The following is a 14,075-nucleotide window of genomic DNA, read 5'->3' as shown; positions in this document are numbered from 1 at the left end:
TAACCTTTGGTCGTTCTGGCGCTGATGCGAAGAGGCAGCGGCGTCTGGTTAATTGTTCAGTCAGTTACGCAAAGCGGTGGGACAACGATGAGCGTAGACGGGGTGACGAAAGTGTCGAGCGGCAGGGGCCTGTCCATGCGCTCGTCCATAGGAATTGATGCCACTCATGGGCGCGTGCCTTCACATGGGGTCCCAGTCGTGGGGCGACAGAATGGATTGCCGATCCTGTGGTCGAATGGCATGCCAAGACCTGCTGAGGCAACGACTGGCCGGCGCTTCCAACTGGTGTTGAAACGCGCTCTTGATGTTACCTTGACCGTCAGCGCACTGCTATTCCTGCTTCCATTGCTGATTATTGTGGCGATGTGTATCCGCATCACCAGCGACGGTCCGGTCTTGTTCCGGCAAGTGCGGGAAGGCTACCGGGGCCAGCGGTTCGTGGCCTACAAGTTTCGCACCATGTGGATGGACATGGCCGATCCTTCCGGCGTGTCGCAAACGCTGCAGGGGGATAGCCGTGTTACGCCCCTTGGTCGCTTCCTGCGTCGCACCAGCATTGATGAATTGCCGCAATTGCTCAACGTGCTCAAGGGCGACATGTCGCTGGTCGGGCCGCGCCCGCATGTTCCTGGCATGCGAGCCGCCAAACGCGACTATCGTGAACTGGTGCCCTATTATGATGCACGGCTGGAAATGTTGCCTGGTCTGACAGGCTGGGCACAGGCGAACGGATTGCGTGGCCCCACGGACGATGCGCAAAAGGCCAAGGCCCGCATCGACCACGACATTGCCTATGTGCAGAACTTTTCGCTGTGGCTTGATGCCAAGATCCTGGTGAAGACAGCGGTACGCGAATTCATCACCGGCACCGGGCATTGAGACGCGGGCGGCTTGGTTCGTGCTCCAAAGAGCACCATTGCGGGGCCCGGACCTTCGATTGGGTCAACGCATGTTTTCTCAAGCAAAGCATCCGAACAAGCGCTGCGGCAGATGATGATCCGATGGTCATATCGGCTTTGACAAGGATTTTTCGTTGCGGCGGTTAGGTTTACCATTGGCAGGAGAGATGCTTGTTCTCCATGACTATTCCGAGGATATCTGAGGGCAAATGTCCTGAGACCTCGGGGCAACAGCAAATTACCGTCGATGCTGCATTTTGACGGTAGGGAGAGGCAAGTCTTTCATGAACAAGCCAGGCCAAACTTACTGGGGGCAACTGAACGTCGAGAGGGCCATTTTTGGCGCGCTTGGCGCCGTTCTCGCCTTCAGCCTTCTGGTCAATTTGCTGGTGCTGGCACCGTCTCTTTACATGATGCAGGTTTATGATCGGGTACTGGTATCCGGCCAGGTCGAAACTCTGGTCTTTGTCAGCCTTATCGCGCTGGTCGCCCTTGTCGTGCTCGGCATGCTGGAAGGCATGCGCAGTTTCATGATGACACGGGTCGGGCGCTATCTTGATCTGAAACTGCGTGACGCCGTATTGTCGCAAGTCATTGAGCAATCCCGTGTTGAGGGAGATGCCAAGCGCCGCGTGCTGGAAGATTTTGGAGTCATCCGGAATTATCTTGGCAGCCCCGCCATTCTCCCATTCATGGACGCGCCCTGGGTCCCGCTGTTCCTGATCATCATTGCCCTTATGCATCCATGGCTCGGATTGCTGGCCACGGCAGCCGCTGTTGTGCTGTTCGGGCTTGCCTTGGCAAACGACTTGCTGACACGGAAGGCGCTGCGCGAGGCGAATGCCCGGCAGTCCATCGTGCAGGAGCAGGCTCTCGGCGCGATGCAGAACGCCGAGGTCATTCAGGCAATGGGCATGCAGGATGCCATTATCGGCCGCTATCGGCGCCAAGTGGCGGATATGGGTGCGGCAGTTCAGCAATCATCCGACGCTGGATCGACCATTACGGCGATCTCAAAGGCGATCCGGCTGCTGGTGCAGAGCATGATCCTTGGGCTTGGCGCCTATTTGGTCATTCGCGCGGAGCTTACGCCGGGCGGCATGATCGCATCCTCGATTGTGCTGGGGCGGGCGCTGGCCCCCATCGAGCAGACCATCGGCTCCTGGAAGCAGTCCCTGCTGGCACTTGATGCCTACAGGAATGTGCGTGGCTTTCTCTCCGCTGTACCGGGCGATCGCGCTCGGATCGCCAATCCCAATCTTAATGGCCGTCTCACGGTGGAGGGTGTGAGCTATGCAATTCTCGGACATGCGCGACTGACCCTGAACCGCGTTGCATTCCAGATCGATCCTGGCACCGTCATGGCGCTTGTTGGACCTTCTGCTTCGGGCAAGAGCACAATGTGCCGTCTGATTGTTGGGGCGATCAGCCCCGCCGCTGGCGTGGTGCGCCTGGATGGTGCCGACGTCACCTCGCTTCGGCCGGAAGATGCGGCAACGACCATTGGCTATCTGCCGCAGGCGGTGGAATTGTTCAGTGGTACCGTCAAGGAGAACATTGCTCGGTTGGGCAGGGTGGACGACGCGGCGGTCATGGCGGCAGCCAAGGCCGCTGGTTGCCATGACATGATCCTGCGGCTTGAGAATGGATATGAGACCGAACTGGGGCCGAGGGGTATCTTCCTCAGTGGCGGGCAGCGGCAACGCATAGGGCTGGCGCGTGCCATTTATGGCGAACCGAAACTGGTGGTGCTCGACGAGCCGAACTCGAATTTGGACCAGGAAGGGGAGGCGGCGCTGATCGAAGCCATTTTCCACCTTAAGCGGCGCGGCGCGGCCGTTGTTCTGGTCAGCCATCGGGCTTCGTTGCTGCGTCCAGTTGATAAGGTCGGCGTCCTGCGAGATGGCATACTCGAGAAGTTCGGTAACCGCGACGAGGTGTTACGCGAAATGTCGCCGCAACCAACGCCGCCGCGTCCGACGCTGGTGCCAAATGAGCAACAGTCGGCCCGGAGTGGAGGGGTTTCGATATGACAAGCCTTGCGGACGGGCAAACGGGCAATAATGCTCGAGCATTGGCGCTTGCCGGCTCCACGGGCGGAGAGAAGCCAGAAGCGTCGGCCAGCATGCGGCAATTGCTCAAGGGCCCGATCCTGTTCGGCCTTGTCGTTGCCGGCCTGTTCTTCGTCGCGGGCGGACTGTGGGCAGCCACGGCGCCTTTGTCGAGCGGGGCGGTGGCGAGTGGCCAGGTCAGCGCTGATGGCGCCAATCCGGCAATTCAGCACCTGGAAGGTGGCATCGTGGGGGCCGTCTATGTCCGGGAAGGGCAGCAGGTGAGCGCCGGTGATCTGTTGGTGAGCCTGATTTCGACCAGAGCCGAGGCCGGCCTGTCCGCGCAGCGCGAGGAATGGTTGCGCCTGCTGGTGCGGCGTGCGCGACTGACGGCATTGGTCGATGGGGCAGATTCCATTGTCGTTCCGCCAGAGCTCGAACAGTATGCCTCCGCAGGGATGCAGGAATACTGGACGAGCGAAAGCAAGCTATTCGAGAGCCAGCGCACGAGCTATCGGCAGCAAATCAGTATCTATGATCGCCAGATTGAGCAGTTCAATAGTGAAATCAGTGCGTTGCAGGCAGAGATCAAGGGTCTCGAGGCGCAGATCGGGTTCATCGACCTGGAGATACAGGACAAGCAGAGACTGCTGGACCAGCAATTGATCGCGCGCTCGGAAGTGCTGACATTGCAGCGCCAACAGGCTTCCATCGCTGCCGCCATAGCTTCGAACCAGTCGCAAATCGCCAGGGTGAACCAGAGCATAGAAGAGGTGCGGCTGGCCAAGCTCCAGGAATATGAAGCGCAACTCGACGCGGCGACGCGCGAGGCTGCCGACGTGAACAACAGCCTGGCGCAAATCGAGCAGGAACTGGTCGCGGCCACCGACCAGGTCAGTCGCACCGAGGTGCGCAGCCCGGTTGATGGCGTGGTGCTCAACATGCGCCATGAGCGGGCAGGCGGCGTCGTCGCTCCTGGTGCAACCATCATGGATATCGTTCCTTTGAACGACGACATGGTTATCCTGGCCAAACTCAATCCGCAGGACATCGACTCCGTTTCGGTTGGCCTCAAGTCGCATGTTACGCTGGTGCCCTTTGCCAGCAGAAACGAACTGCCGCTCAACGGCGAAGTCATGCAGGTTGGGGCCGACAGCATTACGGACGAGCGTACGGGGCAGGCCTATTACGAAGTGCGCGTGCGTGTGCCCTCGGAGGAGCTGGCCAAGCATGCGGACATGTATATGTCACCCGGCATGCCGGCCGACGTCACGATCGTGACCGGTGAGCGGACCATGCTTCAGTACCTCGTGGATCCATTCGTTCGTTCGGTTCGCCGTGCGTTCGTCCATGACTGACCTGATGGTTGGGCCACTATGGGACGCCGCCGTCTTGGCCAATGCGGGGCTGACATGCTGGTCGTCCTCGTGGCGATATGTGTGCCGCCCACGCCGGTTAGCGTATTTTGACTATTGCAATTCTTGTACCGCGCCTTCTTTGGACTTGACGGCACAATCCTCATTTTGTGTTGCAGCTATTTATCGAGAGGCAGAGCTCCAAGGTTACAGTCTCAAGGTCCCACGAAATCAGCGACTTTGCGCTATGCCCGCACTGTTACACAAGTTTTACAATTGCGAAATTAACGAAAAGTAATCATCTCATCTTGCTCTGTTTCATACTGGCACATATGGTGGCGGTCGGCAGTAGGGGACGGGGGTGCCGGTATCCCAACTGCATTGTCAGTAATTTGGGGTACTTTAAATGGCCATTTCCATCACTGCCGAGCAGTTCAAGGCTGCTTGGGTTCAGCTCGACGCCATCTATGTGCAGATTCTGAACTCACCGTCGCCAGGCGCTGGTGGCGCCGTGCTCTCCGGTGTCGGCTATGACACCAATATCGACCCATTCACGCTCGCGTCTTCGATCGATGCCGTCGCCGGTCTTGGCGCGCCGTTCGACGACCTTGCCGCAATCCTGAGCGATCCGGGCGCCGTTCGCGGAGACGCGGCCCTCGCCGTCAATCTGGCGTTCATGGAGCTGGGCAATGCCTATGTTGCCTACCTGAGCGAAGGCCATCCGGCCATTCTCGACATTGCCAAGCTGCGCCCGAATGGCCCCGGTCAGTCGTTCCACGACAATATCCTTGGCAATGTCACTGATGGCGCGACGAATGCACGTTTCCCCACAGCCTATGGTGATGGATACGAACTGACCGAAGATGTCATCGTTGACTTCAATTCCGGTGTGCGCACTGAAGCCGCCGAAGCCTTTGGTACACGTCCGATCTATTCGGGTACCGGTACGGTGGGCGACAATGCTCTGCTGGGAAAAACGATCGCCTTCGACCTCGCCGCCGGCCTCTCGCCTGCGCAGATCGATCTGGACGGTCGCCAGGGCGACATCGTCGGCGACCGCTTCTTCGTGGTCACAACGTCGGGTGTAGTCACGGGCTATCCCGATGAAGCTTCTGCCCGCGCCGCGGCTGCCGCCAGCGCGGACAGCACTTTCGTCAACACCGAAGACGCGCTGGTGACCACAATCCAGACCGATGCCACTGGCACGGCTGGCAATGACTGGTTCGTGGCTGAGGCCGGCAACCAGACTATTGAGGGTGGCGAGGGCAGTGATACCTATAGCGTTGCCGAAAACAATGACGGTGGCGCGTTCGTTGATCTGAGCTCCGGCATTGCGTTCGGTGGTGCTGAAACCGGCTTTGATAATCTGCAGAGCATCGAAAACGTCGCCGGCGGCGACGGCAATGATGTCATTTACGGCAATTCCGGCGACAATGTCTTTTTCGCATCGGCTGGCGAAGACCAGATCGATGGGCGCGGTGGCAATGATGCGTTCAATGCCAGCTCGGCCACTGGCGATGTCGAGATTAACCTGTCAGCGGGGACGGCGACCGGCGCAGGTATCGACACGACCCTTGTGAGTGTCGAGCGCGCCATTGGCGGCCAGGGGAACGACACCCTGGTTGGTACCGTCGGCGACAATATTTTGGTTGGTGGCGCCGGCAATGACACCATCGAGACCCTTGGTGGCAACGACATTGTTCAGGGCGGAGAGGGTACCGACAAGCTGGTTCTAGACGTCGCCTCGGGCGATGCAACGATCGCCTTCGTCAATGGTGCATGGACCGTGACGACGGGAGAGGGTGAAGCGGCCCAAACCGTCATCCTCACCGGCATTGAAGAAGTGCAGTTCAACGATGCGACCTCGACCTGGCTGGTAGGTGGCGGTAGCGAACTGGGTTTCGCCGGCGCCGTTGCGTCTGCAGACGTCAATGGTGGCGATACCGTCCTGCTCGCTGACGGCACGTTCAATCTTGGTGGAGCTCAGGTCGTCATTGACCGCGACGTTACCATCAAAGGTCAGGGCAAGAGCGACACCACGCTGCATATCGACTACAACACCACCAATAGCGGGGATGCCCGCGGGGCGATCTTTGTTGCCGATGGGGTCAATGCCACTATTTCGGACCTTGCGGTAAACGGTACGGGCCAATTGGTGTCACAGGCCATTCGTGTCGTGGGCAACGCCACGATCGACAATGTCGCCGTCTATGACGTTTATTATGCGCAGTATGTCGGTACGGGTGTGGCGGTTCAGTTCGGCCATGCCGATATCAGCAACTCCGATTTCTATAACATCCAGCGTATCGGCGCCCATTTCCGCGATGATACCACCGGTAGCGTGAGCCACAGCACCTTCACGGGCAAGGGCGATGGCGCGCATCTGGACTACGGCATCGAAGCAGGTGCCGGCGGCCAGATCACAGTCGACCATGTCACGATTACCGGCAATACTGGCGGCGCCGGTGACGGTTCGGGGTCTGCGGGCATTCTGGCAACGACCTATTACGGTGATGGTACTTCGGTCGTCATCACAAACAGCAATATTACCGGCAATGGTAGCGCCGTCGCGGTCGGTTATGACGAAAATGACACGAGCTACGCCGAGTTCGGCGAGGGCAACACGTTGGAAGACGGTGTCAGCATCATCGGCAACGGTACATATGTTGGCGTCGATGCACTCAATACTCCAGTCGACTGGCAGGGTGGCGCACAGCCGAACGTCATTGAAGGCGGCCTGGTTGACGACGATCTGGCCGGTGGCGAGGGCTCTGACACCTTTGTCGATAGCCCAGGCGTCGACGAATATGACGGTGAGGGCGGTATCGACACTGTCCAGTTCGGGGCGGATGCCGGCGAACTCCGGATTGTCGATGGTCAATGGGTGATCTGGAAGGACGGTGAAGTTGCGGACACCCTGAGCGGTATCGAGCGTGTCGAAATCGGCTCGGATGTGTACCTGCTGGTCGACCAGCTCGCTGACGGCGGGTTCACCTCGGTCCAGGCGGCGATTGATGCTGCAGCGGGTGGTGAGACCATCCTGGTCGCGGCCGGCGAGAACCCCTATGTCGAATCGGCGGATTTCACTGCTTCGCCGACCGCTGAGCACGCTCAGGGTCTGCCGGGCACCAATTCCGGCAACAACCCGCTGGGCCTGCTGATCAACAAGTCCGTGACGCTGCAGGGCGTGGATAGCGCCGGCAATCTTGTGAATGCCGCAAGCGAAGACGCGCCGGTCATTCAGTCCGAACGGCAGAGCGGCTGGGGCACGCACTTCTTTGTCACCGCTGATGATGTGAGCATCAATGGTCTGACGCTGGAAGCCACCCCAACGGCCTGGAATGGCTCACCTTTGTCGGTGATCAACAAGGTCGTCGAGGTTGTTGGTGACAACTTTGTCCTGACCGGCAGCACCGTCGGGGCTCCTGGTGAAGTGGACGTCGCCTCTTCCGTCTATGTGAACGATCGTTCCGTGCCGGTTGGTACCGGCAGCAACTGGGTGTCACAGATCCAGACGCTGACCATTGACGGCAACATCGTCGAGGGCAGTGTTGTAGTGGCCAATGGTGTGGGCCTGAATGGCGCCAATGCGCCGTCGGAACTGATCCTTGTGGTCAACAATCAGTTCGTGAACAACAATGCCGATCCCGCCTATCGCGGTGGCATCATCATCACGGGCAATGATGACCAAGTGGCCTGGCGCAATGCCGAGGTGGCCATGCCGGTCGTTGAAGGCAACACGTTCAATGATCCGAACCAGAGCTATCTGTACGCTCGTTCGGACGATCTGAACTTCATGCCGGATCGCGCGTTTGTCGACGATTTCATCGCCGACAACACCATCGAGACCTATGCCTTTGTGACCAATGACGGCGACAGCCTGCAGTATCACGACGCGCAGACCGACCTTGGTGGCGGCAATATTGCCCACTCCAACGGATTCACGCTGCATAAGGACGTCGGTTCGGCTTCCGCTGATGCGGAAGAAGGCAATGCCGTTCTGGTTTCGAAAAGCGCGGATGAGGCCGGCACGCAGACCATCGTGACCGACGGCCTGATCGTGAAGGAACTCAATGCCGACACCGACCTGACGCTGGAACTCGGCAACGGCGTGACCAGCATCGAGCTGGCCGACTATGCCGAAGGCCTGGGCGCCAACGTCAACGTTACCGGCAATGATGAAAATAACGACATCACTGGCAACAGTGGCGACAACGTTCTCAACGGCGGTGGTGGCAACGACACCCTGTATGGCGATGAGGGCGCCGACACCATCGAAGGTGGCGCCGGCAATGACGTACTGTACGGCGGCGCTGGGGCCGACAGCCTCGACGGCGGCGAGGGCGACGACACGCTCTATGGCGAGCTTGCCGACACGTCTCTGGCTGGCGGCGAAGGCACAGACCTTCTGGTGTTCGCCGACGGCACGGAGGCAGCCGATGTCATGGCCAAGGCCGACGACATCACCGGCGTTGAGCTGATCCGTATCGGCGATACTCCGGGATCGAACACGTATGTCGTCCTGAACGGCATGTCGATCCAGGCGGCCATCAATGGAGCCGCGTCCGGCGACACGATCGTCATCGGTGCCGGCACCTTCGCGGAAGTCCTCTCCGTCACCAAGAGCCTGACTTTCCTGGGTGCCAATTCCGGGCTTGGGGGCACGGATGTTCTGCGCGGCGACGAGACGATCATCTCCGGCTCGATCAGCTTTGGTACCGGTTCCGACAACAGCACGCTCGATGGTGTACGCTTTGAAGACGGCGCGGCAACTGTCGGCCGCCTGATCTATGTGGACGCCGATGGCATCGCGATTACTAACTCGGTTCTCGACGGTGACTATCCGACGGATGGCAGCACACGCGGCATCATCACGACCGGCAACGCAGACAATCTGACGGTCACGGACAACATGATCGTCGAACTGCGGTCCGGCATCTACTTCAACGATGGTCCCGGTGCGATCGTTACTGGCAACACCTTCGTTGGCAACGGCAATGCCATCAATATCGATGATCCGGCACTGTCCGACGTCTCGGGCAACGACTTCCAGAGCAGCGCCGGCGCCCATATCGCGGTGGCCGTGAATGCCGCAAATGTGGATCTGAGCACGTTCATAAGCGATACGAACACCTTCGACACCGCGGACAAGAACGTCAGCATCTATGCCGCGAACTCCGATCAGGAGGTCACCGGCACCGAGCTTGTCGACAAGTTCTTCGGTGATCTCAGCGCCAGCAACAATGCCGAGCACACCTTCTACGGTCTTGGTGGCGATGACGTCATCTATGGCGGTGGCGGCAACGACACCCTTTATGGCGGTGAGGGCAACGACACCATCGAAGGTGGCGCCGGCAATGACGTGCTGTACGGCGGCGCTGGGGCCGACAGCCTCGACGGCGGCGAGGGCGACGACACGCTCTATGGCGAGCTTGCCGACACGTCTCTGGCTGGCGGCGAAGGCACAGACCTTCTGGTGTTCGCCGACGGCACGGAGGCAGCCGATGTCATGGCCAAGGCCGACGACATCACCGGCGTTGAGCTGATCCGTATCGGCGATACTCCGGGATCGAACACGTATGTCGTCCTGAACGGCATGTCGATCCAGGCGGCCATCAATGGAGCCGCGTCCGGCGACACGATCGTCATCGGTGCCGGCACCTTCGCGGAAGTCCTCTCCGTCACCAAGAGCCTGACTTTCCTGGGTGCCAATTCCGGGCTTGGGGGCACGGATGTTCTGCGCGGCGACGAGACGATCATCTCCGGCTCGATCAGCTTTGGTACCGGTTCCGACAACAGCACGCTCGATGGTGTACGCTTTGAAGACGGCGCGGCAACTGTCGGCCGCCTGATCTATGTGGACGCCGATGGCATCGCGATTACTAACTCGGTTCTCGACGGTGACTATCCGACGGATGGCAGCACACGCGGCATCATCACGACCGGCAACGCAGACAATCTGACGGTCACGGACAACATGATCGTCGAACTGCGGTCCGGCATCTACTTCAACGATGGTCCCGGTGCGATCGTTACTGGCAACACCTTCGTTGGCAACGGCAATGCCATCAATATCGATGATCCGGCACTGTCCGACGTCTCGGGCAACGACTTCCAGAGCAGCGCCGGCGCCCATATCGCGGTGGCCGTGAATGCCGCAAATGTGGATCTGAGCACGTTCATAAGCGATACGAACACCTTCGACACCGCGGACAAGAACGTCAGCATCTATGCCGCGAACTCCGATCAGGAGGTCACCGGCACCGAGCTTGTCGACAAGTTCTTCGGTGATCTCAGCGCCAGCAACAATGCCGAGCACACCTTCTACGGTCTTGGTGGCGATGACGTCATCTATGGCGGTGGCGGCAACGACACCCTTTATGGCGGTGAGGGCAACGACATCATGGACGGCGGCGCCGGCAATGACGTACTGGACGGTGGCGCAGGGCTCGACACCTATGTGGGTGGCGATGGTGTCGACACGGTCAAGCTCGGCTTCAACCGTGAAAATGTCGATCTGAGCGATCTGGTCTCGTCCGGCGAGATCACCTCGGACGATGGTGTCGAAACCGTCTCCGGTGTCGAAATTCTCGAGTTCGCCGACTCGGCCTCGGAAGGCCGCGTGCTGATCGTGGGAGCGAATGGCTTTGCCACGCTGCAGGACGCGATTGACGCGGCTACTGGGCTCGACACGATCCTGTTGTCCGAAGGTGCCTTCGGTGGTGGCGTTATCGGCGCTTCCAAGGCCGGGCTGACCATTATCGGTATCCGTGCCGAGGATGATGCCGCCGGTCGCACCGGCTCGGAAAGCGTGATCGACGGCAACCTGCTGGTTCAGGCGGAAGGCGTGCGTATCGAGGGCGTCAAGTTCTCGAAGGACGGGGCGGGTGCGGCACTGACCGCGGCCGCAACGGGTCTGGTCGTGGTCAACAGCCTCTTCGTGCAGGATGCGGTGGCTTACTCGGGCATAGGTATTGAAACCAATATCGGCGGTGCGGGTAGCGGGCTTGACGTGTCGGGCAGCGCTTTCCACGGCTGGGCGACAGGCATTTATGTCAATGGTGGCGAGAATATCGCCGTTGGCGACAACCTGTTTGACGGCAACAATGTCGGTGTCTCGGTCGATGCCTATCCGGGCAGCAGCAACATCTCCGTGTCGGGCAACGCGTTTGCCAATAGCGGGTTCGAGCATGTTGGCGTGGGTCTGTTCGATGCTGTGGTCGACGCCGGTTCGATCGTTGGTCCCAACACGTTCGACGCCAGCGTGCGCGAAGTCGGGCTCTACGGGCTCAACAGCGGTGGCCAGTCGATTTCGGGCACTGAGCACTCCGATGGCGTGTTTGCCGGTTCGGGCAATGACACGTTCATCTATGAGATCGGCCAGGGTAGCGACACCTTCGACGGTGGAGCGGGCAGCGACACGCTCAAGATCGATGCCTCCTCGGTGGCCGGGGACGGCACTGTCACGATCGGTTCGAGCAGCCTGTCCGTGGGTAGCCTGACGGTGAACTACAACAGCGTCGAGCGGTTCGACATCACGTTGGGTGCCGGCAACCACGAGGTTGACGCCAGCGGCAGCGCCTTCGATCAGCTTACGTTGAACATGGGCGGCGGTGACGACATCTATCGGGCAGCAGCGGGCCTTGGCCACACGCTGAACGGCGGTGATGGTGAGAACGATCTGGTCGACTATAGCGGCCTGTCCAACGGCCTTAACATCATCCTGAACGGGACGGTGTCGGGGAGCGGGGTCAGCCACACCCTGTCAGGCTTCGAGAATGTTCGCGGTTCGACCGGGAACGACTCGATCGTGGGTACCACAGGGAACAACGTGTTCCTGGCGTCCAACGGCACGGACTTCATCAGTGCTGGCGGTGGCCTTGATACCTTCGACGCTTCCAGTGCAAGTGCTGCGGTCATTGCCTTCCTCAATGAAGGTTCTGCCTGGGGCTCGGCCAGCTGGGGTAGCAACTCGACGTCGCTGCGCCATGTGGAAAACCTGAAGGGTTCGGACTTCGACGACGTCCTGGAAGGCAATTCGAGCGCCAACGAGCTGCATGGCGGCCTCGGAAATGACCGTCTTGCCGGCTATGGCGGGGATGACTTCATCTTCGGCGGCGACGGCATCGACACGGCGGTGTTCGACGGTGGCATTGGGTCCTATCGCATCGATACGGCCACCAAGACCATCATTGGCAGTGACGGCACCACGGTGCTCGACGGGGTCGAGAATCTCGAGTTCAACGGCTTTGCCTTTGATTGGGATTACAAGGTTGGTATCGGCGACTTTGATGGCGACGGCACCCAGGACCAGCTCATCAAGAACCCGAATGGCTGGCATTATGTGACAGATGGCGATGCCCTTGTGGGCGTTGGCTTCCAGAGTGTTGCTGCGGTCGGCGATTTCAATGGCGACGGCAAGGACGATGTCCTGACCTATAGCTCCAGCGGCTGGCTTGGCTATATCAAGCCGGGTGTCGGCGGGGTTGGTCTGCGTTCGCTGCCAAACCATGAAATCCTGGCTGTCGGAGACCTTGACGGTGACGGCAAGGACGACATCCTGATGATGAACAAGGGCAATGGATATCTGTCTGCCCAGGTCAATGGCGGCACGACCTACATGGGTCTTGGCGGTATCAATGGCCGTGAAGTCATCGGGCTGGCCGATCTGAATGGTGACAACAGCCAGGACGTCATCTTCAAGTCCGCAAGTGGTTGGGTTGCCGCCTATGATCTTGCCAACAACAGCTACACCAATATCGGCTTCCAGATTGGCCGTGACCTGATTGGCGTTGGTGACTTCAATGGCGACGGCAATGACGATCTGCTGTTCCAGACCGTTGACAACAGCAATGGCGGCACGATCGGCTACACATCGTATCTCAGCGGCGGCGGTGCCAATGTGGGTGTGGGCATGCTGGGTGCCGGTGCGGTGCTGGCCGTGGGCAACTACGACGGTGACGCCACCGACGACATCTTCCTGCTCAATGGCGATGACTCGATCAGTGTCCTGCCATCTGGCCTTGTGTCGCAGCAGCAGACGGTCACCGACCTGATGCTGGACGAAGTGCTCGACTTCGGGAATGGCACGCGCGTCGACGACGACCTGTTCATCGCCTGACGCTTCTCGCCTCAGCTAAATATTGCAGCCCCGGCCGGTCTCGGCCGGGGTTTTTGTTTGGCGAGTTATCCCCGCTGTTCAGCGCAGTCTTATTGTCTACAGGGACCATGAGATCACGGGCTCGCAGGCCCGCGCAGGAAACCAGGAGCACATGGATGCCAAACGATCGTTACTCTACTCATACGCAGGCGCTGGATGCCCCGGCCACGCATGGCTTTGCCATCACCCCTAATGACGCGACGGATCTCAGCGAGATTACGCGCGCGATCTATGTCGGGTCGTCCGGTGCCCTGGCGGTGACATTCGTATCGGGCGCCGAGCTGGTCCTGCCCAACGTTCCAGCGGGAAGCCTGTTGCCCCTGCGCCTTCAGCGGGTGCGTGCTACCGGCACGACAGCGACCGATATCGTGGGGCTGTCGTAATGATTGGTCTCTCGCTGGGCCAGGCAGGCCGCGTCGGCGATCGGCTGTCGGGCGCGCCATATGCCCTCTCGTTTGCAGAAGGGCTGTATCGGATCAATGGGTAAGCCTCCGCTGAGGGCCACGGCGCTGTCAGTTCGTGGCTGATTGTTTCTCTTCAATGAGATGGCGTAGATGATCAATGCCATCTTCGGTGAAGGCCATGATGCCGTGCTCATGGTTGCCGCTGT

5 protein-coding genes are annotated in these 14,075 nt (G+C 59.8%); all 5 read left to right on the top strand.

All coding sequences use genetic code 11. From position 1 onward, the window contains the following. The first annotated feature begins 24 nt into the window (after window positions 1-24). The 5 genes from DDE76_RS17645 to DDE76_RS17625 all read left to right on the top strand — a co-directional run bounded on the left by DDE76_RS17645 (window position 25) and on the right by DDE76_RS17625 (window position 13,848). Window positions 25-879 (top strand): sugar transferase, encoded by an 855-nt coding sequence (locus DDE76_RS17645; protein ID WP_342748408.1) that lies wholly within the window; start codon window positions 25-27, stop codon window positions 877-879. Between the two features lie 304 nt (window positions 880-1,183). Further along, window positions 1,184-2,932, top strand: a complete 1,749-nt coding sequence (locus DDE76_RS17640) for a type I secretion system permease/ATPase (protein WP_104894067.1) — start codon at window positions 1,184-1,186, stop codon at window positions 2,930-2,932. Next, window positions 2,929-4,308 (top strand): HlyD family type I secretion periplasmic adaptor subunit, encoded by a 1,380-nt coding sequence (locus tag DDE76_RS17635; protein ID WP_104894068.1) that lies wholly within the window; start codon window positions 2,929-2,931, stop codon window positions 4,306-4,308. The genes DDE76_RS17640 and DDE76_RS17635 overlap by 4 nt, the downstream gene beginning before the upstream one ends. A gap of 403 nt (window positions 4,309-4,711) precedes the next feature. Further along, complete coding sequence (locus DDE76_RS17630) at window positions 4,712-13,426, top strand: beta strand repeat-containing protein (protein ID WP_104894069.1); 8,715 nt, start codon at window positions 4,712-4,714, stop codon at window positions 13,424-13,426. Window positions 13,427-13,581: 155 nt separating this feature from the next. Further along, window positions 13,582-13,848 carry a spike base protein, RCAP_Rcc01079 family gene (locus tag DDE76_RS17625; RefSeq protein WP_104894070.1) on the top strand — a complete coding sequence of 89 codons (267 nt, stop codon included), beginning with the start codon at window positions 13,582-13,584 and terminating at the stop codon, window positions 13,846-13,848. Window positions 13,849-14,075 lie beyond the last annotated feature (227 nt).

Source organism: Devosia indica (assembly GCF_003056405.1).
In the GTDB taxonomy this organism is placed as follows: domain Bacteria; phylum Pseudomonadota; class Alphaproteobacteria; order Rhizobiales; family Devosiaceae; genus Devosia; species Devosia indica.
This window is presented reverse-complemented; position numbering and strand designations above follow the sequence as displayed.